Annotated in this window: 22 protein-coding genes; 8 read left to right on the top strand and 14 right to left on the bottom strand. The window is 70.2% G+C overall.

Annotated elements, in window-relative coordinates; all coding sequences use genetic code 11:
• Positions 1–60 precede the first annotated feature (60 nt).
• Positions 61–486: a limonene-1,2-epoxide hydrolase family protein gene (locus tag ACRWNM_RS06905; RefSeq protein WP_431964654.1), complete on the top strand. Its 426-nt coding sequence runs from the start codon at positions 61–63 to the stop codon at positions 484–486.
• Positions 487–579: 93 nt separating this feature from the next.
• On the opposite strand, the gene ACRWNM_RS06900 is transcribed toward ACRWNM_RS06905, so the two are convergent.
• A complete protein-coding gene (locus ACRWNM_RS06900; RefSeq protein WP_357452528.1) occupies positions 580–852 on the bottom strand; it encodes a hypothetical protein in 273 nt (90 codons plus the stop codon).
• A 643-nt stretch (positions 853–1,495) separates the two neighbouring features.
• Between ACRWNM_RS06900 and ACRWNM_RS06895 the strand changes: the two genes are divergently transcribed.
• From ACRWNM_RS06895 to ACRWNM_RS06885, 3 genes are all read left to right on the top strand, one after another.
• Positions 1,496–2,770, top strand: a complete 1,275-nt coding sequence (locus tag ACRWNM_RS06895; protein WP_431965371.1) for a PhoH family protein — start codon at positions 1,496–1,498, stop codon at positions 2,768–2,770.
• 204 nt (positions 2,771–2,974) lie between these two features.
• The gene (locus tag ACRWNM_RS06890; RefSeq protein ID WP_431964652.1) at positions 2,975–3,553 is read left to right on the top strand and encodes an LGFP repeat-containing protein; all 579 of its coding nucleotides are present in this window, start codon (positions 2,975–2,977) and stop codon (positions 3,551–3,553) included.
• Between the two features lie 105 nt (positions 3,554–3,658).
• Positions 3,659–4,528, top strand: a complete 870-nt coding sequence (locus ACRWNM_RS06885) for an acyl-ACP desaturase (RefSeq protein WP_431964650.1) — start codon at positions 3,659–3,661, stop codon at positions 4,526–4,528.
• Between the two features lie 63 nt (positions 4,529–4,591).
• Here the strand turns inward: ACRWNM_RS06885 and ACRWNM_RS06880 are convergent, their stop codons facing one another.
• From ACRWNM_RS06880 to glpX, 4 genes are all read right to left on the bottom strand, one after another.
• Positions 4,592–5,995: a class II fumarate hydratase gene (locus ACRWNM_RS06880; protein WP_431964648.1), complete on the bottom strand. Its 1,404-nt coding sequence runs from the start codon at positions 5,993–5,995 to the stop codon at positions 4,592–4,594.
• A gap of 105 nt (positions 5,996–6,100) precedes the next feature.
• Positions 6,101–6,358, bottom strand: coding sequence for a zf-TFIIB domain-containing protein (locus ACRWNM_RS06875; protein WP_431964646.1), 258 nt, complete (start codon positions 6,356–6,358; stop codon positions 6,101–6,103).
• Positions 6,359–6,397: 39 nt separating this feature from the next.
• On the bottom strand, positions 6,398–7,342 hold the full coding sequence (locus ACRWNM_RS06870; RefSeq protein WP_431964644.1) for a phosphotransferase family protein: 945 nt from the start codon (positions 7,340–7,342) through the stop codon (positions 6,398–6,400).
• A gap of 168 nt (positions 7,343–7,510) precedes the next feature.
• Positions 7,511–8,554, bottom strand: a complete 1,044-nt coding sequence (gene glpX, locus ACRWNM_RS06865) for a class II fructose-bisphosphatase (protein ID WP_431964642.1) — start codon at positions 8,552–8,554, stop codon at positions 7,511–7,513.
• A gap of 130 nt (positions 8,555–8,684) precedes the next feature.
• Between glpX and ACRWNM_RS06860 the strand changes: the two genes are divergently transcribed.
• The gene (locus tag ACRWNM_RS06860) at positions 8,685–9,251 is read left to right on the top strand and encodes a DUF4245 domain-containing protein (protein WP_431964640.1); all 567 of its coding nucleotides are present in this window, start codon (positions 8,685–8,687) and stop codon (positions 9,249–9,251) included.
• A gap of 138 nt (positions 9,252–9,389) precedes the next feature.
• Here the strand turns inward: ACRWNM_RS06860 and ACRWNM_RS06855 are convergent, their stop codons facing one another.
• The 4 genes from ACRWNM_RS06855 to ACRWNM_RS06840 all read right to left on the bottom strand — a co-directional run bounded on the left by ACRWNM_RS06855 (position 9,390) and on the right by ACRWNM_RS06840 (position 12,067).
• Positions 9,390–9,734 carry a VOC family protein gene (locus ACRWNM_RS06855; RefSeq protein ID WP_431964638.1) on the bottom strand — a complete coding sequence of 115 codons (345 nt, stop codon included), beginning with the start codon at positions 9,732–9,734 and terminating at the stop codon, positions 9,390–9,392.
• A gap of 32 nt (positions 9,735–9,766) precedes the next feature.
• A complete protein-coding gene (locus ACRWNM_RS06850; protein WP_431964636.1) occupies positions 9,767–10,003 on the bottom strand; it encodes an exodeoxyribonuclease VII small subunit in 237 nt (78 codons plus the stop codon).
• Between the two features lie 2 nt (positions 10,004–10,005).
• Complete coding sequence (xseA, locus tag ACRWNM_RS06845) at positions 10,006–11,349, bottom strand: exodeoxyribonuclease VII large subunit (RefSeq protein WP_431964634.1); 1,344 nt, start codon at positions 11,347–11,349, stop codon at positions 10,006–10,008.
• Between the two features lie 73 nt (positions 11,350–11,422).
• Positions 11,423–12,067: a lipid droplet-associated protein gene (locus tag ACRWNM_RS06840; RefSeq protein WP_431964632.1), complete on the bottom strand. Its 645-nt coding sequence runs from the start codon at positions 12,065–12,067 to the stop codon at positions 11,423–11,425.
• Between the two features lie 214 nt (positions 12,068–12,281).
• Between ACRWNM_RS06840 and ACRWNM_RS06835 the strand changes: the two genes are divergently transcribed.
• Positions 12,282–13,292 (top strand): 4-hydroxy-3-methylbut-2-enyl diphosphate reductase, encoded by a 1,011-nt coding sequence (locus ACRWNM_RS06835; RefSeq protein ID WP_431964630.1) that lies wholly within the window; start codon positions 12,282–12,284, stop codon positions 13,290–13,292.
• A 70-nt stretch (positions 13,293–13,362) separates the two neighbouring features.
• On the opposite strand, the gene ACRWNM_RS06830 is transcribed toward ACRWNM_RS06835, so the two are convergent.
• Together ACRWNM_RS06830 and ACRWNM_RS06825 are read right to left on the bottom strand one after the other, a co-directional pair.
• Positions 13,363–14,211 carry a DUF6542 domain-containing protein gene (locus ACRWNM_RS06830; protein ID WP_431964628.1) on the bottom strand — a complete coding sequence of 283 codons (849 nt, stop codon included), beginning with the start codon at positions 14,209–14,211 and terminating at the stop codon, positions 13,363–13,365.
• A 104-nt stretch (positions 14,212–14,315) separates the two neighbouring features.
• Complete coding sequence (locus ACRWNM_RS06825) at positions 14,316–15,473, bottom strand: DNA recombination protein RmuC (protein ID WP_431964626.1); 1,158 nt, start codon at positions 15,471–15,473, stop codon at positions 14,316–14,318.
• Positions 15,474–15,765: 292 nt separating this feature from the next.
• Here ACRWNM_RS06825 and ACRWNM_RS06820 point away from each other — a divergent pair, with 292 nt between their 5' ends.
• Both ACRWNM_RS06820 and ACRWNM_RS06815 read left to right on the top strand, forming a co-directional pair.
• Positions 15,766–16,953, top strand: coding sequence for an exonuclease SbcCD subunit D (locus ACRWNM_RS06820; RefSeq protein WP_431965369.1), 1,188 nt, complete (start codon positions 15,766–15,768; stop codon positions 16,951–16,953).
• Positions 16,954–17,341: 388 nt separating this feature from the next.
• Positions 17,342–20,446: an AAA family ATPase gene (locus ACRWNM_RS06815; protein ID WP_431964624.1), complete on the top strand. Its 3,105-nt coding sequence runs from the start codon at positions 17,342–17,344 to the stop codon at positions 20,444–20,446.
• Positions 20,447–20,582: 136 nt separating this feature from the next.
• Here ACRWNM_RS06815 and ACRWNM_RS06810 read toward each other — a convergent pair whose 3' ends face one another.
• The 3 genes from ACRWNM_RS06810 to ACRWNM_RS06800 form a co-directional block, all read right to left on the bottom strand.
• The gene (locus tag ACRWNM_RS06810; protein ID WP_431964622.1) at positions 20,583–22,034 is read right to left on the bottom strand and encodes an MFS transporter; all 1,452 of its coding nucleotides are present in this window, start codon (positions 22,032–22,034) and stop codon (positions 20,583–20,585) included.
• A gap of 149 nt (positions 22,035–22,183) precedes the next feature.
• Positions 22,184–22,696 (bottom strand): methylated-DNA--[protein]-cysteine S-methyltransferase, encoded by a 513-nt coding sequence (locus ACRWNM_RS06805; RefSeq protein WP_431964620.1) that lies wholly within the window; start codon positions 22,694–22,696, stop codon positions 22,184–22,186.
• Between the two features lie 33 nt (positions 22,697–22,729).
• A complete protein-coding gene (locus ACRWNM_RS06800; RefSeq protein ID WP_431964618.1) occupies positions 22,730–24,418 on the bottom strand; it encodes a DNA-3-methyladenine glycosylase 2 family protein in 1,689 nt (562 codons plus the stop codon).
• Position 24,419 lies beyond the last annotated feature (1 nt).

Below are 24,419 nucleotides of genomic sequence, written 5' to 3'. Positions count from 1 at the left end.
CGACGATCCGATTCACGAAGGCATCCGGCCGGACCTCGACACAGGGCCTAGAGTCGAAGCATGTCCGACGACGAACCCGAACTGCAGCAGGACGCCATCACCACCGTGCGGGAATTCTTCGCCGCGCTGGAGCTCGGCGCGGTCGGCGAGGCGCTGGAACTGCTCGACCCGGGCATCGTCTGGAAGAACACCTCGCTACCGGACGTGCGCGGCATCCAACGCGTCGGCGGCGTGCTGCGCGGGCTCGACCGGCCGGTGTTCGGCTTCCGGGTCGACATACACCACATCGCGGGCGACGGTGACATCGTGCTCACCGACCGCACCGACTACCTGCGCCTGGGCCGGGTGGAGATCGGGTTCTGGGTGACCGGCACCTTCGCACTGCGCGACGGCCGAATCGCGCTGTGGCACGACCACTTCAGCTGGGAGAATTTCCTGCGCGGTACCGCCGTCGGACTCTTCCGCGCCGTGTTCGCCCGCCACTGAATCCACGCTCGCCGTTATCGATTCGCCCGGGGCGCAGCGGCTTTCGGCGCCGATTGCCGGACGGTCGCGGCCGCGTTGCCCGCGGCCGTGCTGTCACGAATGCGCGATCAGGTAGTCCAGGTAGAACGGCCGCAGCTGCTCGGCCACCGCGCCGTCGCCCGCGTGGATGTAATTGTCGAGCAGCGGCAGCACGTACTTGATGTCCGCCTCGCTGTCGCCGACGTTCCCGGCGGCGGCCTCGGCGGCGGGAATGCGGGTGAGCAGCTGCCACAGGTACTTGATGTCACCGCGGCGCACGGCCAGCCGCACCGCCCGGTCGTGCAGCTCCTTGGACGACAGGTTCTCGAATTCCTCGTTACCGGCCATGCTTCGACTTTAGTCGGCACAGGCGGGCGAAGTCCGTCGAAAATCTCGCGCATTGCCGGAACTGAAGCCGGAGGTGCGCCTGGTCGGCGCAGCCGGGTGAAGTCCGCCGAAGACCCCGCGCATAGCCGGAACGGAGGCGGTCCGCAGGGCTGGACGCATTCTGGCGAAAACCCGCGAATGGCCGGGGCGTAGATGACGGTTCGCCTCCGGTGAGCTGCGGCGACAACAGATCCGGCGGCCGAGCTGAGGCGCGCGTTAACGGGATCTTCACCGACACGCCTCACGGTCCCCGAGCGCAGACCGGCCAGTCGGCGGTAACTTCGGAGATGCGGACCGCGTCGGTGTGGTTCGTACGGGAGGTCCTGACCGTGACTGAGCTACTCAGTACGAGGGGGCCGGCACCCGGCCCTCGTGGCATCTGACGCAAGTCGGATCCAGAAGGACGGACCGGTCCAGCGAGATCGTCCACGCGGGTGCCGTGTGGACACAAAAGGAGCCCACCGTGACTGCTGCACGCTCCGTTCCCGCCCCCTCGGCGCACTCCTCCCGTTCCGCTGGCACAGGAAAGCGCGCCGCTGTCTCTTCGGACACCAAGGGGGCCCGCCCCTCGCTCTCCCACACTCCCGGTGCCAAGACGTTCGTCATCGACACCTCGGTCCTGCTCTCCGATCCCTGGGCGTTCACCAGGTTCGGCGAGCACGATGTCGTCCTCCCGCTGGTCGTCATCAGCGAACTCGAGGCCAAACGGCACCACCACGAACTGGGCTGGTTCGCCAGGGAAGCCCTGCGCAACCTGGACGACCTCCGCCTGCGGCACGGCAGGCTGGACGAGCAGGTGCCGATCGGCACCGAGGGCGGAACGCTGCAGGTGGAACTCAATCACACCGACCCCACGGTTCTGCCGGTGGGCTTCCGCACCGAAACCAACGATTCCCGGATCCTGGCCTGCGCCTTGAATCTCGCGGCCGAAGGTCGCCAGGTCGTCATGGTGTCCAAGGACATTCCGCTGCGCGTCAAGGCGAGCGCGGTGGGTCTGCACGCCGACGGATATCACGCGCAGGACGTGGTGACCTCCGGTTGGTCCGGGATGGTCGAGATCGACGTCTCCTCCACTCGGATCGATCAGCTCTACGCCGAGTCGGTGATCGACCTGGACGAGGCGCGGGAACTGCCCTGCCACACCGGAATCCGGCTGCTCGGCACGAGCTCGAGCGCGCTGGGCCGGGTCACCCCGGACAAGCGCGTGCAACTGGTGCGCGAGCGTGAGGCCTTCGGGCTGCACGGGCGCTCGGCCGAACAGCGCATCGCGCTGGATCTGCTGATGGACGAGAGCGTCGGCATCGTCTCGCTCGGCGGCAAGGCGGGCACCGGCAAATCGGCGCTGGCGTTGACCGCCGGTCTGGAGGCGGTGCTCGAAAGGCGCACGCAGCGCAAGGTCGTGGTGTTCCGTCCGCTCTACGCGGTCGGCGGCCAGGACCTCGGCTACCTGCCCGGCAGCGAGAGCGAGAAGATGGGTCCGTGGGCGCAGGCCGTCTTCGACACCCTCGACGGCCTCGCCTCGCCCGAGGTGATGGAGGAGGTGCTCAGCCGCGACATGCTGGAGGTGCTGCCGCTCACCCACATTCGCGGTCGCTCGCTGCACGACTCCTTCGTGATCGTGGACGAGGCGCAGTCGCTGGAACGCAACGTGCTGCTCACGGTGCTCAGCCGACTGGGCACCGGTTCGCGCGTCGTGCTCACCCACGACGTGGCCCAGCGCGACAACCTGCGCGTCGGCAGGCACGACGGCGTGGCCGCGGTGATCGAAAAGCTCAAGGGACACCCGCTTTTCGCGCACATCACGCTGACCCGTAGCGAGCGCTCGCCGATCGCGGCGCTGGTCACCGAGATGCTGGAGGAGTACGGCCCGAACGCATGAGCAGGGGCGCAAACACACCCTGAGCTAATACTCGGGGTGTGTTTCGTCTCACATCGAGTGGGTAATATCCGCCGAGTTACCAGTTGAGCAGCAGTCCGGCGCGTCGCGAAGCGATTCGCCGGACTGTTGCCGAACATCGGCCTAGGCTACGCGCGGCGCCGGTGTCAGGGCGCCGTCGGAGCCACACTCGAGAGGGGACGATTGATGCACCACGCTCGACGCACGGCTGGATTCACCATCGCACTGGCGGCCGCGGCACTGCTGGTCGCGGGTTGCGGTGACGACAACGACAGCGACTCCAAGTCGGTCCTGACCACCCCCACCATCGGCATGACGACGACCGGTGCGATGGCCACCACGCACAGCGAGGCGCACGGCACCCAGGGCACCGGGACCCCGGAGCGCGACGAGACCCCGGACGAGACCAAGATCCCCACCGCGGGCGGCGCCGAAGTGACCGTCTCCGGCGACATCTACGACAAGTACATGGCGGCGGGCGGCCCGACCGGCCCGCTCGGTGCGCCACTGGAGCCGGTGGAGAACGCCCCGAACAACGGCAAGTACCAGGACTTCGTCGGCGGCACCATCTACGAGCCCGAGGACGGCGAGCCGCACATCGTGTGGGGCGAGATCCGCAAGGCGTGGGAGGAGAACGGCGGCGCCGCGGGTGAGCTCGGCTACCCGGTCAGCGACGAGACCGACATCCCCGGCGGCAAGCAGACCGAGTTCAGCGGGGGGACCATCACCTGGGTGAATGGGCAGATCACCGTCACCATGAAATAGTGAATCGACACGGCGCCCGAGATCGCGCACCAGCGCGGCTCGGGCGCCGTTCCCATTCCCATCGGTAGAGTCCCGCGGCGCGGGCCGAACGGCTAGGTTGTCATCGTGCAAAATCTCTTGACCGACCGTGAGCTGCTCGAGGCGCTCGCGGATGAGGTGGAACTGAATCTGCGGCGCCACATCGCCGTCGCCGACGGGTGGCAGCCGCACGATTACGTCCCGTGGGACGACGGCCGTAACTTCGCCTTCCTCGGCGGCGAGGACTGGACCCCTGAGCAGTCCGAGCTCAGCGAGCTCGCCAAGGTGGCGTTGACCGTCAGCGTGCTCATCGCGGACAACCTGCCCTCCTACCACCGGGAGATCGGCAAGCACTTGCGCACCGGCTCGTGGTGGCGCTGGGTCGGTCGCTGGACCGCCGAGGAGAACCGGCACGAGATCCTGATCCGCAACTACCTGATGGTGACCAGGTCGGTGGACCCGGTGGACCTGGAACGGCAGCGGATGGCACACATGACGGCGGGATTCCGCCGTCCGGCCCTGCATCTGCTCGACATCCTCGCCAGCTGTGCGTTCGAGGAGGCCGCCTCCGGGATCCGGCACCGCAATATCGCCGCGCTGAACGAGAACCCGATGGTCACCGCCATCGCCGCGCGCATCGCGGCCGACGACGAGCTGCAGTCGGAGTTCTTCGCCGACCTGGTCGCCGCGGCGTTCGCCATCGCGCCCGATCAGACGATGCGCGCGATCGCCGACCGGGTCGCCGGTTTCGAGGTGCCCGCCGTCGCGCTGCCGGACGGCCGCGGCAGCGACGAGGTGCTGGCCGAAGCGGGCATCTACGATCGCGCCAAAGAGGGCGAACTGGTCTTCGCGCCGCTGCTGCGCCGGTGGAACGTCTTCGACCGGACCGACCTCGGTCTCGAGGGCGAGCAGGCCCGCGCCGAACTGGAGCACCTGCGCGTGGTCTCGCCCGCCTGATTTCGCGGGTCCTGAATCACGTAGTGCGCCGGGCGGTTTCGATCCGCCCGGCGCACCGTGCGTCTACTTCTCGTCTTCCACCTTGGCCATGGACAGCACGTTCAGGCGGCGGTCGAGCTCGGCTTCGGTGAGCCGGTCGCCGAGCAGACCGCGATCGATCACCGTCTGCCGGATGGTCTTCTTCTCCTTCAACGCCTCCTTGGCCACCGCGGCCGCCTCCTCGTAGCCGATGGCCGAGTTCAGCGGTGTGACGATGGAGGGGGAGGACTCGGCCAGCGTCCGCAGCCGCTCCACGTCGGCGGTCAAGCCGCGCACGCACTTGTCGGTGAAGAGCCGGGACACGTTGGCCAGCAAGCGAATCGATTCGAGCACGTTGCGCGCCATCACCGGGATGTAGACGTTGAGCTCGAAGGCGCCGTTCGCGCCGGAGAAGGCGATCGCCGCGTCGTTGCCGATGACCTGCGCCGCCACCTGCGTGACCGCCTCGGGCAGTACCGGATTCACCTTGCCCGGCATGATCGAGCTGCCCGGCTGCAGATCGGGCAGCTGGAGTTCGGCCAGGCCGGTGAGCGGGCCGGATCCCATCCACCGGATGTCGTTGGCGATCTTGGTGAGACTCACCGCGACGGTGCGCAGCGCGCCGGACAGCTCGACGAGACCGTCGCGCGCGGCCTGCGCCTCGAAGTGGTCGACGGCCTCGGTCAAGGCGTCGATATCGGTCGACTTCACCAGTTCCGCAACGACTTTCGCGCCGAAACCGGCGGGCGCGTTGAGGCCGGTGCCCACCGCGGTGCCGCCGATCGGCAGCTCGCCGAGGCGCGGCAGCGTCGCCATCAAGCGGTCGATGCCCGCGGCGACCTGGCGGGTGTAGCCGCCGAACTCCTGGCCGAGCGTCACCGGGACGGCGTCCATCAGGTGGGTGCGCCCCGACTTCACCACGGTGCGCCACTCCTCGGACTTGTCCAGCAGCGCCAGTCGCAGATGCTCGAGCGCGGGAACCAGATCCTTGATGACGCCCTCGGTCGCCGCGACGTGCGTGGCGGTGGGGAAGGTGTCGTTGGACGACTGCGACATGTTCACGTCGTCGTTGGGGTGCACGTCGACGCCGTTGGCCTTGGCGATCGAGGCGATCACCTCGTTGGCGTTCATGTTGGAGCTGGTGCCGGAACCGGTCTGGAAGACATCGATCGGGAACTGGTCGTCGTGCTCGCCTGCGGCGATCTCGCCTGCGGCGGCGATGATCGCGTTCGCCTTGACGGGGTCGAGCAGGCCGAGATCCTTGTTCACCTCGGCGCACGCGGCCTTGAGCAGTCCGAGCGCGCGAATCTGCGCGCGCTCGAGGCCGCGCCCGCTGATCGGGAAGTTCTCCACGGCCCGCTGGGTCTGCGCGCGCCACAGCGCGTTCGCCGGGACCCGTACCTCGCCCATGGTGTCGTGCTCGATGCGGTACTGCGTCTCCTCGGTCATATTTCCGACCCTATGCCGCACGAGGACGCCGTGGGGCCGCCACGCCTGAGCGGAATCCCACACCGGTCCGGCGGAATACCGTCCGCCGAACCGGCGACGCCGACGTCAGGAGGAGAACAGCATCTTGCCGAAGGAGTTGTGCCGATGGTGGTGCCCATGCCCGTAGTGCGGAGCGGGCGCGCCCCACGCGGGAGCGGGAGCGGCCGGGGGCGGCGGCGGTGCGGCGTAGCCCGCCTCGAGCCGGGTGAGGTTCTCCAGCTCGCCGTAGTCCAGGAAGATCCCCCGGCAGTTACCGCACTGTTCGATGTGCACACCGCTGCGGTTGTACGTCTGCATCAATCCATGACATTTCGGACACTGCATTCCGGCGAGGCTAGTCGATTTCCGGCGCCTGTGCGGGCGTCATGACCTGTCCGATGCCATGGCTATCCGTCGGCACGCGTCCACCAAAGCCGTGTCCAGATCATCGAGTTCGCGTCCCTCGCGTCCGGCGGCGACCACGGCCAGCGCGGCCGCCTGCACCGCGACGGCGCGCGCCGGACGGTCGAGCGCGGTCCACTCGTCCGCGCCCCGCGGTACCGCGACACCGCCCGCGGCGCGATAGGCGTCGAGGAACCGAAGCCAGGTCACGGGCTCGAGAATGCCCGCGGCGAAGAGCGCGGCGGGCCGGGCCAGATCCCACGCCGGATCGCCGACGCCGAGGTCGTCGATGTCGATGAGCCGCCACGGGTCGCCGCCACACGGCCCACGCACCAGCTGACCCAGATGGAAGTCGCCGTGCACGAGGGTGCGGGTGGTCGCTGTCTGTTCGGGGAGTGCGGCGAATGCTCGGCACACGATCGCCGCGGCCGCTTGGTTCGCGATATCACCGGCGTCCCGCAGTCGATGGATCGCGCGGTGGACGCGCGCAGGGCCGCCCGCCTCCGGCAGGTCGCGCCGCCCGGGTTCCGGCATCGTGTGCAACCGGGCGAGCAGCGTCGCGGCGGCTTCCCATGGCGCGGCGTCTGGATCGTGGGGGTCGACCGGTTCGCCGTAGGCCCAGGCGGTGATCGTCCGGCCCGCGTGGCGTGTGAGAAGCGCGTCGCCGATCGGCAACGGCGGCAACAGGATCTCGCGCCAGCGCGGTGCGGTCGCCAGTCGAAGGCGGGAAAGCAACGCTGCCGCATCGGTTTCCACCGAGTGGGCCTTGACGACGACCGCTCCGACCCGCACCACGAGCACATCGGCACGCTCGACCACGAGCACCGGCGGCGCGCAGCCCGCACCGGCCCGCGCGGCTGTCTCGGCCAGTGCGTCGACGAGTTCGGTTGTGTTCGACGGTGATTCCCGGTCGGACTCGATCCCCACCGAGTCATCGTCCCCTATGATCTGCCGCCGGGTCACGGCTCACCACCGGGCAGCCCCAGCGCCGTCGGCAGTGCTCACACGAGCACAGGGCGGCCAGTTCGCCCGAGAGTCCCCTATACGCGAGCGGCCGCACCCGGAGGTCCGGATGCGGCCGTGCGGGAAAGCGGATCAGGGCATCGGCGGGACCGCGTGCTCGTCACCGTGGAAGTCGACCGAGGAGTACTCGCGCAGCTTGGTCAGGCGGTGGTAGGCGTCGATCATGCGGACGGTGCCCGACTTGGAGCGCATGACGATCGACTGGGTGGAGGCGCCGCCACCGTAGTAGCGGACGCCGCGTAGTAGGTCGCCGTCGGTGACGCCGGTCGCGCAGAAGAAGACGTTGTCGCCGGACACCAGGTCCTGGGTAGTGAGCACCCGGTCCAGGTCGTGTCCCGCGTCGATGGCCTTCTGCCGCTCCTCGTCGTCCTTCGGAGCCAGCATGCCCTGCAGTTCGCCGCCCATACAGCGCATGGCCGCCGCGGCGATGATGCCCTCCGGCGTGCCGCCGATGCCGACCAGGATGTCGGTGCCGGAATCCGGGCGGGCCGCCGCGATGGCGCCCGCGACGTCGCCGTCGGAGATCAGGCGGATGCGGGCGCCCGCGTCGCGGACCTCCTGAATGAGGTCGGCGTGCCGGGGCCGGTCCAGGATGCAGACGGTCAGGTCGGACACCGCGGACTTCTTCGCCTTGGCCACCCGGCGGATGTTCTCGCCGATGGGGGCCGAGATATCGATCACGTCGGCGGCGTCGGGGCCGACCGCGATCTTCTGCATGTAGAACACCGCCGACGGGTCGAACATCGCGCCGCGTTCGGCGACCGCGAGCACCGAGATCGCGCCGGGGGAGCCCTTCGACATCAGCGTGGTGCCGTCGATCGGGTCGACCGCGAAGTCGAGTTCCGGGCCGGTGCCGTCGCCCACGGCCTCGCCGTTGTACAGCATGGGCGCCTCGTCCTTCTCGCCCTCGCCGATCACCACGATGCCGCGCATGGAAACCGAGCTGACCAGCTGTCGCATCGCGTCCACGGCGGCACCGTCGCCACCCTCCTTGTCGCCGCGGCCGACCCAGCGCCCGGCGGCCATGGCTCCTGCTTCGGTCACCCGGACCAGTTCGAGCGCAAGGTTGCGGTCCGGCGCCTCGCGGCGGCTTGGTGCGGGCGAAGATGCCGTCATGGCGGGGTGCCTCCCTCGGTTCGTGCGTACGGGACGATTGTCTCATTTCATGGTCGCGCGTCCTGCACCCCTGGTCCAGGCCACGGGGGTGCCCGGCCGCGCACCCGGCCACCGAGTGGATACTGGGAGCGTGTCCTACCAAAAGCCACGCATCCTGCACGACTACAAGGATCTGTTCTTCTCGCTGATCCCCCTGGTGCTGATCGCCGTGGTCTTCGCCGCGCTGGCCAGCCAGTGCAGCTTCGCCGCCAAGGGGCCGACGCCCGGCCAGATCCCCCACTTCGACGTGAACGCGGCGTTGAAGACCGACGCGCGCACGCTCGCGTTCCCGATCCGCAATCCGAGCGTGCCCGCCGAGTGGACTCCCAACTCGGGAAACCGCGACACCGTCACCGGTGCGGGCGGCGGCCCGGTCAGCACCGTCGGCTACATCACCGGGCAGGGCACCTACATGCAGCTGACCCAGAGCAGCGCCACCGAGGAGTCGCTCGCGCGCTTCGTGCTCGGCTCGCGCTACGCCAGCGGCGCGGAAAAGATCGGTGACCAGAAGTGGGTCGTCTACGCCGAGCCGACCGAGGAGACGGCGTGGATCGCCGACCTGGGCGGTGTGCGCGTGTTGATCACGGGGGCAGGGAACAAGGCGGCGTTCGAGACGCTGGCCCAGGCGGTCACGGCCGCTCAGCCGCTGGCGCGCTGAGGTCGATCGGACGCTGAGGTCGATCAGGCGCTGGGGCGTTGAGCTGATTCGCACTGGCGCGTGGGCTGATTCGCGCTGGGCGCTGGGCCGATTCGTGCTGGGGCGTTGAGCTGATTCGCACTGGGCGACCGCCCGCGCTCACGCGTGGCTGACGACGTTGACGATCGTTCCGCTCGGATCGCGGACGAAGAATCGGCGCACGCCCCACGGCTCGTCGCGCAGTTCGTAGACGATGTCGGCGCCCGACGCGGTCATCGCCGCGTACACGGAGTCGACATCGTCGACCTCCACGCTCATGCCGGGCTGTGGCTGCTCCACCTCCGGCCCGATCAGCAGCACCTGGGCGGTCGGGTTGGCGGGCGAGGCCATGGTGACGGCCCAGCCGAGGTCCATCGCCTCGGCGAAGCCGAGCAGCCGGTAGAAATCGCGGCTGCGCTCCATGTCGTCGGTGCAGATATCGGGTGTCGCGCGGCGGATGGTCACAGCTCCTCCTTGCGGGTGTCCGAACCTCGGGGTCACTCCTCGTCGGCCGCGGCGCGCGCGAGCGCGTCCTCGACCCGCTTGCGCGCGCCCGCCAGGTGTTCCTCGCACCGGTTGGCCAGCGCCTCGCCGCGCTCCCACAGCGCCAGCGAATCGTCGAGGTCCATACCGCCCTGTTCGAGCATCTTGACCACGTTCACCAGTTCGTCGCGGGCGCGTTCGTAGCCGAAGCTCGCGATCTCGGCCAGCTCGTCCTTGCCGGCTTCGGCCAAGGTCAGTTCCCTCCTGTGCGTTCCTCGTCGTCCCGGCGGGCGCCGGAATCCGCGGTGCGTGCGCTCGGCGTGCGCGCCCCGAGCGCTTGGGTGCCGAGCGCGGCCGCGGTCACGGCGCCGTCGGCGACCCGGATGCGCAACTGACTACCCGCGGGCGCGTCCTCGATGCTGCGTACGACGTGCCGTTCGGCGCCGGTCACGCGCTGTACGACAGCGTAACCGCGGGCCAGCGTCGCGGCCGGACCCACGGCGGTGAGCTTCTCGCGCAAGTGCCTGGTCGCGGTGGCCTCGGTGCGGACCGCGTGATCGGCGCAGCGCCGCGCCGACGCGCGCAGCCGTTCGATCTCCTCGCCGCGCCGATCGATCTCGCGCAGCGGGTCGGCCAGCACCGGGCGCGAACGGAGCTGGGCCAGCGCGCGGGTCTCGCGCTCCACCCAGCCGCGCAGCGCGGCGGCCGAACGGGCGCGCAGGTCACGCACGCCGGACAGTTCCGCGGCGGCGTCGGGCACGATGCGCTTGGCCGCGTCGGTCGGCGTCGCGGCGCGCAGATCGGCGACGTAGTCGGTGAGCGGGTTGTCGGGTTCGTGGCCGATCGCGCTGACGATCGGGGTGGTCGCCGCCACGATGGCGCGGCACAGCGCCTCGTCGGAGAAGGGCAGCAGGTCTTCGACGCTGCCGCCGCCGCGGGCGAGCACGATCACATCGACGGCGGGGTCGCGGTCGAGTTCGGTCAGTGCGTCCAGGATCTGCGGCACCGCGGTCGGACCCTGCACCGCGGTATTGCGCACTTCGAAACACACTGCGGGCCAACGGTTCCTGGCGACCGTCAGGACGTCGCGCTCGGCGGCGCTGGCCCGGCCGGTGATCAGGCCGACGGTGCGGGGAAGGAAGGGGATCGGCCGCTTGAGCCGGGGATCGAAGAGGCCTTCCGCGTCGAGCAGCGCCTTCAGCCGCTCGATGCGGGCGAGCAGCTCGCCCACCCCGACGGGCCGGATCTCGATGACACGCAACGACAGGGTGCCGCGGCCGGTGAAGTAGGTGAGTTTGCCGTAGACCACCACCCGGCTGCCCTCTTGCAGCGGGGTCGGGGAGCGGCGCAGCAGGTCGGGGTCGCAGGTCACCTGGAGCGACATGTCGGCCGACGGGTCGCGCAGCACCAGGAACGCGGTGCGCGCTCCGGGACGTACGTTGATCTGGGTGATCTGACCCTCCACCCAGATGGAGCCGAGCCGGTCGATCCACTGCATGACCTTCACGGCCACGGAGCGCACCGGCCACGGATGCTCGGCGGAGTTGGCGGATGCCGCGCCTGCCTCGGCGGACGACTGCTGACCGCTCTGTGTCATACGGACAGGTATACGCGGCGGGGTTGGCCGGACCGAGCCCGGCCAACCATCGGCGAGGTCGTCGCGGGTGCGGTCACTGGGCCCGGACGGTGGCGATCCGGTTCGTCAGCATGGTCACGAACGGCGCCCTGGCGCGGGTCTGCTGCTCGTAGTCGAGCAGCGCGGTGAGGTCCTCGACGGTCAGCATGCGCAGGCGCGCGCGCAACTGGGCGAGAGTCATGGTGGCGTAGTCGTAGCGGGTGGCGACCTCCGGCTCGGCGACCTCGGCCTGCTCGTCCGAAGCGGACGGCGTCTCGGCGGAAGCCGTCTCCTCGGCGGGCTCGGGGTCGGTGATCTCCGGCACTGTGATGCTCTGCACGGGGGCGACATACCCGTTGGTGGAGCTCGCCGTCGGCTCGTCGGCGGTGTACAGGTCGAAGCGGCTGGTGCGGCCCGCGGTCGTCACGTCGTCGCCGGAGGATTGCTCGGCGCCGAGATCCTCGTCGAACGTCGCCCATTCCGGCTGTTCCACCGGGCTGTTGGACAGCCGCTCGAACACCGCGTCGCCCTTGAGAGCGAGGCTGGTCACGAACTGCTGCACGTGCATGGTGGTCTGCAGCATCTGGCTGATCGCGGTGATCGGGAAGTTCATCGCGGCCGTCGGTAGCCGACGGGTTTCTTCGAGGGCGTAGACGGCGGCCCCGGCGGCGACCCGGGCCAGAAACGGAGGTCGGAACATGGTCATAGCCTGCCCGATACCGCGTGATCTGCAAAGAATTAGTGTGCGATGTCCGGACCTTCGTCCGTCCAGGCCCGGGACGGATCCTCCGGAGTGTTCGCTGGTTACGTTGTCATTCGCTGTCACAGACAGATTGTGACTCAACTATCCGGTGAAGGCCGATCAGGCTCGACCGCCATCATGGGACCGGCCGCGCGCACGTATTCTGGGGGACATGTCTTCGGCCATCCCTTTGAACGTCGGAATCGCCCGCTCGGCGGGCGCCGGAACCGCCGATGCCGACGGTGGTAAGCGTGTGCTGCTAGCCGAGCCGCGCGGATACTGCGCGGGCGTCGACCGCGCGGTGGAAACGGTGGAGAAGGCGCTGGAGAAGCACGGTGCGCCGATCTACGTGCGCAAGGAGATCGTGCACAACAGGCACGTGGTGGAGACGCTGCGCGACCGCGGTGTCGTCTTCGTCGACGAGACCGACGAGGTGCCGAACGGCGCGGTCGTGGTGTTCTCCGCGCACGGCGTCTCCCCGGCCGTGCACGAGGCCGCCGCGGCCCGCGATCTGCACACCATCGACGCCACCTGCCCGCTGGTCACCAAGGTGCACCAGGAGGCCAAGCGGTTCGCGCGCGACGATTTCGACATCCTGCTGATCGGCCACGAGGGCCACGAGGAGGTCGAGGGCACCGCGGGCGAGGCGCCCGATCACGTCCAGCTGGTCGACGGGCCGGACGCCGTCGACCGCGTCACCGTGCGCGACGAGAACAAGGTCATCTGGCTCTCGCAGACCACACTGAGCGTCGACGAGACGATGGAGACGGTGCAGCGGCTGCGCGAACGCTTCCCCGCGCTGCAGGACCCGCCCAGCGACGACATCTGCTACGCCACCCAGAACCGCCAGGTCGCGGTGAAGGCGATGGCGCCGGAATGCGATCTGGTCATCGTGGTCGGCTCGCGCAACTCCTCGAACTCGGTGCGGCTGGTCGAGGTGGCGCTCGGCGCGGGCGCGCGGGCCTCGCACCTGGTCGACTTCGCCCGCGAGGTGGACCCGGCCTGGCTGGAAGGCGTGCGCACGGTCGGCATCACCTCCGGCGCGTCGGTGCCGGAAATTCTGGTGCGCGGTGTGCTGGACATGCTCGCCGAACACGGCTACGCCGACGTGCAGCCCGTGACCACCGCCAACGAGACGCTGGTCTTCTCGCTGCCGAGGGAACTGCGCACCACTCGGCGCTGAACAAAATCGACCGCCGAACGCTGAGCGATCGGTCGCCGAGCTTCGAACTCGCGCCGAGCTTCGAACTCGCTCAGAGGCTTTCCGGCTTGCGCCGCTGGGTGCTGCTCGAATCGCGTTCGCGGTAGCGCACATTCGGCTGCGGATGCGGCGGCACCTCGGCCCGGCCGCGGGCGCCGCGCTGGGGTTCGGCCTCCGGGCGCGACACCGCCGACGGACGCTGGCCGCGCCCGGCCGGTCTGCCATCGCGGCCTCGGCCGTTCGCGCCGACCCGGGGCGGGGCGTCGGCGACGGCATTGGACGGACGGCGACCGGGGCGAGGCGGTTCGTATTTGTCGGTCACCGGGTCCTCCTCCACCTCCTGCTGTGGTCGCCGCAAGCGGCGGCGGGCAGGCTCGGCGGGCTCGTCCTCGTCTCGACGCTTCACGGCGCTGCGCCCCCAACTCGAACCGCGGCGAGCCTCCTTCGAGCGTTCCGTGGCCGACTCGCGCCTGACCATCATGATGCGCGCGCCGCCGATGGCCAGCACCAGCGCGGTGGCGAGAATCATCGTCGGGAACCGGTTCACCAGGGGGATGGCCAGGTTCAGCAGGATGTCCTTGAGTCCGGTGGAGATCCGGCCGGTCAGTTGCTGATAGGCCAGCGGAACCGCGAGGAAGAGCAACAGCGGCGGCAACACCATCGTGGTGAAGATCCCGCGGAACCGCACAGTGAGCACCGCGGCGACACAGCCGGCGATATACAGCGCGGCGAAGCTGGCGGTGAGCTCGGCGCTGTCGCCGACGGCATCGATCAGGAAGCCCAGCAACGTGCACGCGACCGCGATCAGGACTGCTCCCCAGGCCGGGACTCCCGGCACCGAAGGCAGGACCGAACGTTGCGGCGCGGGCACCCGGGATCGCACACGTTGGGTAGCAGCCACGCCATGAACACTAACTGCCGCACCGTTCGGTCGGGTTACGGCGGGGCCGTTGCTCCGTTAACTGGCGTCCCGTCGGCATGCCGCGCACGGCCGGAGCGATACGTCTAATCGTCGGCGTCGGCGAACGCCACGGCGCGGGGGCGGGAGTCCACCCGCTGGATCGCGGGCGCCTCCTGTTCGGCTATCTCCAGCTCGTGCAGTTTGCGCGCGGTGACCATGACCCGCGATTCCACCGAAGCGACCGCGTAATTGAAAGCGTCCACCGCCTTGCCGAGTCGGTCGCCGAGCCGGTCCAGGTGCCTGCCGGTCATGCCGAGCCGCGCCGACAGCTCCCTGCCCAGTTGCTGAACCGTCGCCATATCGCGGGACACGGCCTCCTGCCGCCACCCGAAGGCCACCGTGCGCAGCAATGCGATCAGCGTCGTCGGGGTGGCGAGGATCACGTTGCGGCCGAACGCATACTCCAGCAGTCCCGAATCCGTGGTGAGCGCGGCGTCCAGGAACGGGTCGCCGGGCACGAACAGCACGACGAACTCCGGCGCGGGATCGAAGGCTGCCCAGTACGCCTTGTCGGCCAGCTGGTCGACGTGCGCCCGCAGGTGTTTGGCGTGCCGCACCAGCAGCTCGGCGCGCGCGTCCGGGTCCTCGGCCGTGCTGGCGTCGAGGTACGCGGTGAACGGCACCTTGGCGTCGACCACGATGTGCCGCTCCCCGGCCAGATGCACGACCAGATCCGGCCGCACCGAACCGGTGCGGTCCAGCCCGCCGTCCCTGCGCACCGCTTTGCTCACCTGCGTGGAGAAGTCGCAGTGCTTGGTCATCCCGGCGAGTTCCACCACGCGCTCCAACTGGATCTCGCCCCAGCGCCCGCGCACCTGCGGCGCCCGCAGGGCCGCGACCAGCTGACCGGTCTGGCTGGACAGCTGATGTGACGTGCGCTGCATGGTCGCCACCTGCTCGCGCAGGCCCGAGTAGGCGTTGATGCGATGGTGTTCGACCTGCTGGATGTGCTGCTCGAGCGCGCCGACCGCCGTGCGCAGCGGTTCCACCATGGCGCCGACGGCGTGCGAATGCCTGCGCGCCGCATCCTCGTTCGCGGCGTGCAGCGACTGCCGCAGCAAACGCTCGTTGTCGGTGGCGGCCGCCAGCCTCGCCTCCGCGACGGCCGCCCGCTGCCCGGCCCGCGCGGTATGCCCCAACCAGCCCACTCCGAATCCAGCGGCGAACACCAGCAGCAGCGCGACGAGCATCGGTGCGGTCATAGCGCAGATGGTGCCGCATGCCACCGACATCCGAGCAACCAGGCAGCGCATATTCGGTGTCGTCAGCCGGTTGGGCACCGAATCACACTTCACGGCCGCACTTTCCCAACCATGTCGGGGGCGAGCCTGCCGAGCCCGTTCGCGGCCGTCTCGCGTCCGGGCGGTCGAAGCGCATGCGACGCAGTCGCGAGTCTCGGCCGCACGGACGCGAGACATAGGGGGCCGCGAACACGCCGCGCCGCAGGCGCGGCAAATTGAACACTGTCGGTGGATGGCTCTACGGTTTCTGCCCATGCGGATGCTGCACACCTCGGACTGGCACATCGGGCGCACCTTTCACGGCGTCGATCTGCTTGCCGACCAGGCACGTTCGCTGGCCGCCATCGCCGAACTGGTGGCGGCCGAGTCGGTGGACGTGGTGGTGGTGCCAGGCGACGTCTACGACCGGTCGATTCCGAGCGCGGACGCGATCGCGGTCTGCAACCGGGGTTTCGAGGCGATTCGCGACGCGGGCGCGGTGATCGTCGCGACCTCGGGCAATCACGATTCGCCCGCGCGGCTCGGCGCGGGCGCGAGTTTCGCGGCGGCGGGCGGGCTGTACCTGCGCACCACCGTCGCCGACGCCGATCGGCCGGTCCTGCTGACCGACGAGCACGGCGAAGTGGCCTGCTACGGCATCCCTTATCTGGAGCCGGAGATCACCCGCGCCGAACTCGGTGTCCCGCAGGCGCGTTCGCACGCGGAGATCCTGGCGGCGGCGATGAGCCGGATTCGCGCCGATCTCGCGGCACGGCCAGGCGCGCGCGCCGTGGTGCTCGCGCACGCGTTCGTCGTCGGCGGCGAGGCGACCGGTTCGGAGCGGTCCATCTCGGTCGGCGGGGTGGAGACGGTGCCGCTCGCGGAGTTCGACGGCATCGACTACGTGGCGCTCGGCCACCTGCATTCGCCGCAGACGCTGTCCGGGTCGGTGCGCTACTCGGGCTCGCCGCTGCCGTACTCGTTCGCCGAGAGCTCGCATCGCAAGGCCGTGTGGCTCGTCGACCTCGACGCCGGCGGCCTGTCCGCCGTGCAGCGGCGCGACCTGCCGGTGGTGCGCGGGCTGAGCCGCCTCACCGGGACCCTGGACGAACTGCTCGCGGACCCGGCGCACGACGCGGCCGTCGACGATTACGTCTCCGCGACCCTCGTCGATCAGGCCCGTCCGATCGACGCGCTGCGCAAGTTGCGCGAGCGCTTCCCGCACGCCGTGCACGTGGAATGGGTACGCCCCGACGGCAACCCGGAGCTGCGTTACCGTGAGCGGGTGCACGGCCGCCGCGACACCGAAGTAGCGCAGAGCTTCCTCACCGACGTGCGCGGTGTGCCGAGCGAGGGGGAGATGACGTGGATCGAGCGTGCGCTGGCCGCCGCCGTCGCCGAACCCGAGCGGGTGTCCACGGTGCCTGCCGAGCTGCCGTTGTCCGGCGAGCTGAGCGCATGATCGCGTGTAGTGAACGGCGCGTGACCGCACTGAGCGTGCGGCCTGGGACTGCGCTAAGCGGATGGCGCGGGGCCGTGCCGAACGAATTGCGCACGGCTGTGCTGCTTGAATGGCGCGTGACTGCACTGAGCGTGCGGCCTGGGACTGCGCTAAGCGGATGGCGCGGAGCCGTGCCGAACGAATTGCGCACGGCTGTGCCGCCTGAATGGCGCGTGACCGCACTGAGCGGTTGGCGTGGGGCCGTGTCGAGCGGTTGGCGTGGGACCGTGTCGAGGGAAGGGGACGGCGCCGCGCTGAACGAACGGCCCGCGGCTGTCCTGATTGGACGGCGCGCGGTGCCGATCGACGGGCGCGCCGGTGCGTGGCGGGTTCCGCGCGAGGCCGCCGCATGAGACTGCATCGGCTGGAGATGACCGCGTTCGGCCCGTTCGCCGACACCACGGTCGTCGACTTCGACGCGCTCGGGGCGGACGGTCTGTTCCTGTTGCACGGGCAGACCGGCGCGGGCAAGACGACGGTGCTGGACGCGATCGCCTTCGCCCTCTACGGCCGGGTGCCCGGCGCGCGCGGCGAAAGCAAGCGCCTGCATTCGGATCACGCGCCGGAACAGACGCCCCCGCAGGTCGTGCTGGAGGCGACGCTCGGCGGGCGACGATTGCGGCTCACCAGGATTCCGGAGTTCGAGCGGCCCAAGCTGCGCGGCACCGGCATGCGCACCGACCCGCCCAAGGCCACGCTGACCTGGCTGGACGGGCGCGGCGAGAACCTCTCCCGCATCCCCGACATCGGTGACGAGATCATCCGCCTGCTCGGCATGAGCGCCGATCAGTTCTTCCAGGTGGTGCTGCTGCCCCAGGGCGATTTCGCGCGTTTCCTGAGGGCCGACAACGAGGATCGCGAGAAGCTGCTCGAAAAGCTCTTCGACACCGAACGTTTCGGCACCGCCGAGCACTGGCTCGCCGACAAGCGCCGCGCTTCGGCGGCCGAACTGGAATCCCGCAGGCAGGGCATCGAACGGCTGATCGCGCAGATCCGCGGCGCCGCGGGCCTGAGCGTGACGGAGTCGGTCGGCGTGTTGGAGGCGGTGAGCTGGTCGCAGGATCTGCTCGCGACCGCGCGCACCGACCTGGTCGAGACGACCGCGGAAGCCGAACGCTGCCAACAGGCTTCGTCCGAGCTGCGAAAATTCGCCGACGAACAGCGGCGGCTCGCGGAACTGCGGCGCAGGATGATCGCCGCCCGAGGTCAGCTCGACGACTACGCCGCGAGCGCCGAGCATCGCGCCGCGCTGCGCGAGGAACTGGAGGCCGCTCAGCGGGCCCAGCCGGTCGCCGAGGCCATCGACGAGGCGCGGGCCGCGGTCATGACCTCGCGCCGTCGGGAGAGCGAGGCGGCTACGGTCGCGGCGCGATCGGCGGCCGCGCTGCTCGATCCCGCCGCGGCCGATCTCGATGGTGCGACTCTGGTCGCGTCGGAAAGTCCTGGTGCGGAAGCAGATTCGGGTGCGGATCGATCGGGTCCGACGATTCGCGAGGACGCCGATCTCGACGCCGTCGTTCGTCGCTGGAGCGCCCAGATCGGCGCGCTCGACGAGGTGCGGGCCGATGCCACCGCTGCCGACCGGCTGCGGCGGGAAATCGACGAGCTGCGTACCGAATCCGCGGCGCTGACCGAACGGACGGCCGAGCTGATCGGGCGGCGCGAGCGCCTGCCCGCGACGATCGCCGCGGCCGAGGCCAGGGTCCGTGAGGCGACCGAGGCCGCCGCCACGCTGCCTTCGCTGACCGCCGAGTGCGAACGACTCCAGGCCGCGGCCACCGCAGCCGTCGAATTGGCGGGTCGCAGAACTGATCTGGACCGCACGCGGATCGAATTCGAGACCGCGCGGACCGTCCACAACGACGCCAAGGAGCGCGTGCTCGACCTCCGCGAGCGTCGCCTGGCCGGCATGGCCGCCGAACTGGCTGGTCAGCTGGTCGACGGGGAACCGTGCGCGGTATGCGGCGCGGCGGAGCACCCGGCGCCCGCCGAGCCCGCGCCGAGCGCGGTCTCCAAGGAAGCCGAGGACGCGGCGGTGGCCGCCGAGCGCACCGCCGAGGGGAGCCGCGACCGAGTTCACTCCCGAATCATCGGTCTGGAAAAGGAGATCGAGGCGCTGACCGCACGCGGCGGCGACGCCGACCACGTCGAGCTCGCGGCCGCCTTGCGCTCGGCGACCCACCGCTACGAGGACGCCGCCGAACTCGCCGCACTGGCCGACCGGTCGACCGCCGAACTCTCCCGGCTGCGCACCGAGGAAACCCGCATGCACGACGATCTGCGCGCGGCCGAGACGGGCGCGGGCACCGTCGCCACCCGCATCGCCGCGTCGGTCGCCCGCCTCGCGGAACTCACCGAACGCCTGCGCGCCGCCGCGGGTTCCGACGACACCATCGACCGCCGCCGCGCCCGGCTGAACGGAATGGTCACCGACGCCACCGCGCTGCGCGCCGCACGCACCGCGGCGGCCACCGCGCGCGAGCACGTCACCGCGATCGCGGATCGCGTCGAAAGCCTGGCCCGCGCAGCCGGATTCGTTCCCGAAGAGCAGCTCGGCGCCGATACCGCCCGCGACGACGTCGCGCTGCTCACCGCTTTCGCCCGCGTCGTCAACGCGGCCTCACGAACCCCGCAGCGGCAGCAGGAGATCGACGCGGAACTCGTCGCCGCCGAGCACGCCCGCGCGCACGCCGAGAAGGTGCTCGCCGAACCCGAGATCCAGGCCGCCGCCACCGCCGAACCCGGCGATCTCGCCGAGCTGGAGCGCGGGCTCGCCGACGCGCAGGTCGAGCTGAACGCGGCCGTCGCCGCGCAGGCCGAGGCGGGGCGGCGGGTGCAGTTGCTCGAGGAACTCGGCGGCCAGCTGTGGACCGAGGTGGACCGGATCGCGCCGCTACAGCGCACCCACGAAGAGCTGGCCGGACTCGCCGATGTGGTTGCGGGACGCGGCGAGAACAACCGGCGCATGTCGCTGCGCTCCTACGTGCTCGCCGCTCGCCTCGAGGAGGTGGCCCTCGCCGGTTCGGTGCGACTACGCCGAATGTCCGGTGGCCGTTACGAATTCGTGCACTCCGACAAGGCAGGTCCGCGCGGCAGGCGCGGCGGCCTCGGCCTCGACATTCGTGACGACTACACCGGCGCCGTGCGTCCCGCCAAGACGCTCTCCGGCGGAGAGACCTTCATGGCGTCCCTCTCGCTGGCGCTCGGACTGGCCGACACCGTCGCCGCCGAATCCGGTGGCCTCGTCCTGGACACCCTCTTCATCGACGAGGGTTTCGGCGGTTTGGACCCCGACACCCTCGACGCCGTCATGGGCGTCCTCGACGAACTCCGCGCGGGCGGCCGCGTCGTCGGCCTCGTCAGCCACGTCGACGAAATGCGCCAGCGCATCCCCAGCCGCCTGCACGTCCTGCGCGGCCGCACCGGCTCCCGCCTGGAGACCACCGTCGCCTGACGGAACATCCGGACGAGTGCTGCCCTCGACCGCGCATGGCCGGAGGCGGAGGTGCGGCTACCGACGAAGTTCGTCGGGATGAGTGACCGGATGGACGTCGATCAGGCTGCCCTGCTACGGAATTACTACAGCGTTACTACAGGGTCTTTCCTGCGTGTGATGTCTTCGTCGATGCGTCGCTGTCGGACGCCGCGTTCCGCGTCCTCAGCAAAGCGAGAGTGAGCAGCACACCAAGCGTGGCCAAGCCTGCGGCGGTGGCGAATGCCGCGGTGAGCCCGGTGCGGTAGGCGGTGTCCGGTGGCGTGGTGGCGCGGGCGGTGATCAGGTCGGCGAGCAGGAGCAGGGCGGTGACGCCGAGGCCGGAGCCGACACGCTGGGCGGTGTTGACGATGCCTGCGGCGATCCCGGTATCGGCGGTGTCGACCGAGGTCACGGCGGGCGCGGTGACGCCGACGAAGGCGGCGGGGAGGCCGATGCCGAGCAGGATCGCGCCGGGGAGGATGTCGATCGGGTAGTCGGCGTGCGCCGGGAGGCGGGCGAACCACCCCATGGCGAGGGCTTGGAGGCCGAGGCCGAGCGCCAGCACGCGCGCCGCGCCGAGGCGATCCATGAGGTAGGGGATGAGGGTGCGGGAAGCGAGGATGTTGACCGCCGCGACCGGGAGCACCGCCAGACCCGAGCGGGTCGGGCTGTAGTCCTGGCTGTTCTGTAGATACAGCGCCAGCAGTGCGAAAGTGGGCACGTGTGCGGCGCCGACCAGGGCGTTCACCACCGCCGAGCCGCTCACCTGGCGAATCGTGAAGAGCCGCAGCGGCATCAGCGGGTGCGGGCTGCGCGCTTCGACGACCACGAAGCCAGCGAGCAGCGCCATCCCGAGAACGAGAAGACCGGCCGCGATCGCACGGGTGCCGGGGGAGCCGAGCGCGCCGATCGCGTAGCCGATGAGCAGCAACGCCGTGGTTCCGGTGATCGCGCCGGGGATGTCGAGTCTGCGCAGCCCTTCGGCGGGACGCGCGGTGTCGGGCGGCAGCAGCCGGGTGCCTGCGAGGGCGACGAGCCCGACGGGCACGTTGACCAGGAAGATCGACGGCCAGCCGAACGCGTCGGTGAGCGGCCCGCCCACCGCGGTGCCGATCGCCGCGCCCGCCGCGCCCATCGCGCTCCACACCCCGAAGGCTCGGTTCCTGGCCGCCTGCGCGGTGAAACTCGCGGTGAGCAGGGCCAATTGGGCCGGAATCAACACCGCGGCCCCGACGCCCTGGAGGGCGCGCGCCGCGATCAGCAGCGCGGCGGAGTCGGCGAAGCCCGCCAGCGCCGACGCGGCGGTGAACACGACCAACCCGCCGGTGAATACCCGGCGCGGTCCGATCAGGTCGGCGGCTCGCCCGCCCAGGAGCATGAACCCGCCGAACGCCAGCAGGTAGGCGTTGGTGACCCACCCGAGCCCGGCCTCGCCGAGCCCGAGGTCGGCGCCTATGGCGGGTAACGCCACGTTCAGCACGGTGGTGTCGAGAAAGACCACCAGTTCCACGACGGTGATCAGCAGCAGGACCAGCCGGTCCCTGCGGTCGAAGACTCTCTCGGCCATGAGCCGTCCTCTCATTAGAGTTTTACTCTAGTGAGATTGTCATTAGAGTTGAACTCTAGTCAAGGCGCGCCCTTCGGTGAGCGGCTCCGGAAACGAGAACGCGCCGGTCACCCCAGCGGGCGACCGGCGCGTGCGAGCCGGGTGAAACCTCACGCCTCGTGATCGAGCAACCACCTTTTGACGTCCAGCCCCCAGCGGAACCCGCCGAGCGCCCCGCCGATCCGCAGCACCCGGTGGCACGGCACGAACAGCGCCGCCGCATTGCGCGCGCACGCGTTGGCCGCGGCGCGGGTCGCCTCCGGCCGTCCGGAGATGGCGGCGAACTCGGTGTAGGTCACCGGATCGCCCGCGGGGACCTTCCGCAGCACGTCCCAGGCGTGCATGAGGAACTCCCCCGACCGCTGACGCACCGGAACATCGTCGATGGTGTGCACGTCGCCGCGGTGATAGGCGAGGATGGCCTCCGATACGGCGCCCAGCGAATCCCGTTGCCGCAGTTGGCCGGGACGCAGCGCCGGGTGGATCAGCAGGCGCAGGTTCTCCGCGTCGGCGGTCCAGCCGGAGGCCAGCACCGCGCCCTCGCCGTCGGTGATCGCGGTGAACGGGCCGATGGGTGTGTCGACGATGCCGAAGTCGGCGGCGCGGGTCGATTCGATGCTCATGGTGTGCTCGCTTTCGATGGTGCGGCAGGTGGGTCAGTCGGTCTTGCGTGCCGAGCGGGCCGGTCGCTTGGGTGCGGCGGCGCGTCTGCTCAGCGCGGTCTTCCACAGGTGCATGGACAGATAGGAGCGCCAAGGCGCCCAGCGTGCGGTGTCGCTCAGGTCGATGCCGAGCAGGTCGGCGCCCTGCCGGACGACCAAGTCCGTGTCGAGCAAGATATCGGGATCGGCCAGCAGCCGCATGGTCACGTAGTCAGCGGTCCATGGCCCGACGCCGTCCAGTGCCAGCAGATCCCGGCGCAGTTCGGCCGCGGTGCGACCGGCATGCAGTTGCAGATCACCCGCCGCCAGAGCGGCGGCCGCGCCGACGATCGAGCGGATGCGCCGCGACGGACCGGTCAGCACCTCGGCGCCCCGCTCGGCGATGACGTCCGGGGTCGGGAACAGTCGCCGCGCCGGCCCTTCGACCTGATCGCCGAGCGCCTCCACCAACCGGGCGGTGTGGGTGGCCGCGGCCGACACCGAGATCTGCTGTCCGATCATGGTGCGCAACAACAGTTCCGGGCCGTCCAGGCAACCGGGCACCCGAATGCCGGGGGTGAACACCACCCGGTCCGCGCCGGCGCGCGACGTGCCCGTGCCGACGGTGGCTGGCGCGCTGCCCACATCGGGCAGGGTGGCTGTCCGCACCCGCCGCGCGTCCTCGGCATCGAAGGCGTCCACCGGGCGGCCCGCGGACCCGCGCCTCGTCGACGTCGCGCTTCCCCGCCTCGTCGACGTCGCGCCTTCCCGCAGCGCCGCCGTCGCGTCCGCGCCGAGCACCTCGTCGATGCCGACGGGGTCGGCGTCCAGATCGAGCAGGTGACGCACCCGTGCGACGGTCGGCGCGAGATCACGCATGTCGTGCAGCGCCAGTTCCGCGCGCACGTGATCGCCGCGAATGCTCAGCCGCGCCGTCGAGTGCCCGTGCGGCGTGCGCAGGTTCCTGGTGTAGACCTGGTCTTCCCAGAGCTCCATGCCGGGCACCACGTGCGCGGAGAGGAACCACTCCAGCCAGGCGCGGTCCAGCGGCTCCCGGAACGGAAGGCGAAGCGAGAGTGTGCCGTTCGCCGTCGGCGTGGTCTGCCCGGGGTCCTTGCGAACGCGCTGTGCCTCGGTGCGCATGGTGGTCGGGCTGACCGCGAACACCTCGCGCACCGTGTCGTTGAACTGGCGGATGCTGGCGAAACCCGCGGCGAACGCGATATCCGACATCGGCATCGCGGTGGTCTGGATGAGCAGCCGCGCGGTGTGCGCGCGGTGCGCCCTGGCCAGCGCCAGCGGCCCGGCCCCGAGTTCGGTGGTGAGCACCCGGGTGAGCTGGCGCTGGGAGTATCCGAGGGTGGCGGCCAGCGCGGGTACCCCGCCTCGTTCGATGACGCCGTCGCCGATCAGCCGCATGGCCCTGGCGGCCAGATCGGCCCGGGTGTTCCACAGCGGCGAGCCGGGCGCAGCGTCCGGCAGGCAACGGCGGCATGCCCGGTACCCCTCGTGCTGCGCCGCGGCCGCCGTCGGCAGGAAGCTGACATTCGCCCGCTTCGGCGTGATCGCCGGACACGAAGGGCGGCAATAGATTCCGGTGGTACGCACCGCCGTGAAGAACTGACCGTCGAAGCGCGAGTCGCGCGTCGACACCGCCCGATAGCACTGCTCGAAATCCAACGCCGTGATCGTCACGCAATCCACA

It is taken from the genome of Nocardia sp. bgisy134 (genome assembly GCF_965341865.1).
Taxonomy (GTDB): domain Bacteria; phylum Actinomycetota; class Actinomycetes; order Mycobacteriales; family Mycobacteriaceae; genus Nocardia.
Note: the sequence above shows the minus strand (reverse complement) of the source record. Positions and strands in the feature narration are given on the sequence as shown.

Bases quoted from the DNA above. Each gene is read 5' to 3' on its own strand.
- ACRWNM_RS06890 (WP_431964652.1), top strand. From the start codon at position 2,975: ATGCACCACGCTCGACGCACGGCTGGATTCACCATCGCACTGGCGGCC.
- ACRWNM_RS06825 (WP_431964626.1), bottom strand. From the start codon at position 15,473: ATGACCGCACCGATGCTCGTCGCGCTGCTGCTGGTGTTCGCCGCTGGA.
- xseA (WP_431964634.1), bottom strand. From the start codon at position 11,349: ATGACACAGAGCGGTCAGCAGTCGTCCGCCGAGGCAGGCGCGGCATCC.
- ACRWNM_RS06905 (WP_431964654.1), top strand. From the start codon at position 61: ATGTCCGACGACGAACCCGAACTGCAGCAGGACGCCATCACCACCGTG.
- ACRWNM_RS06875 (WP_431964646.1), bottom strand. From the start codon at position 6,358: ATGCAGTGTCCGAAATGTCATGGATTGATGCAGACGTACAACCGCAGC.
- ACRWNM_RS06820 (WP_431965369.1), top strand. From the start codon at position 15,766: ATGCGGATGCTGCACACCTCGGACTGGCACATCGGGCGCACCTTTCAC.
- ACRWNM_RS06835 (WP_431964630.1), top strand. From the start codon at position 12,282: ATGTCTTCGGCCATCCCTTTGAACGTCGGAATCGCCCGCTCGGCGGGC.
- ACRWNM_RS06805 (WP_431964620.1), bottom strand. From the start codon at position 22,696: ATGAGCATCGAATCGACCCGCGCCGCCGACTTCGGCATCGTCGACACA.
- ACRWNM_RS06880 (WP_431964648.1), bottom strand. From the start codon at position 5,995: ATGACCGAGGAGACGCAGTACCGCATCGAGCACGACACCATGGGCGAG.
- ACRWNM_RS06840 (WP_431964632.1), bottom strand. From the start codon at position 12,067: ATGTTCCGACCTCCGTTTCTGGCCCGGGTCGCCGCCGGGGCCGCCGTC.
- ACRWNM_RS06810 (WP_431964622.1), bottom strand. From the start codon at position 22,034: ATGGCCGAGAGAGTCTTCGACCGCAGGGACCGGCTGGTCCTGCTGCTG.
- ACRWNM_RS06815 (WP_431964624.1), top strand. From the start codon at position 17,342: ATGAGACTGCATCGGCTGGAGATGACCGCGTTCGGCCCGTTCGCCGAC.
- ACRWNM_RS06900 (WP_357452528.1), bottom strand. From the start codon at position 852: ATGGCCGGTAACGAGGAATTCGAGAACCTGTCGTCCAAGGAGCTGCAC.
- glpX (WP_431964642.1), bottom strand. From the start codon at position 8,554: ATGACGGCATCTTCGCCCGCACCAAGCCGCCGCGAGGCGCCGGACCGC.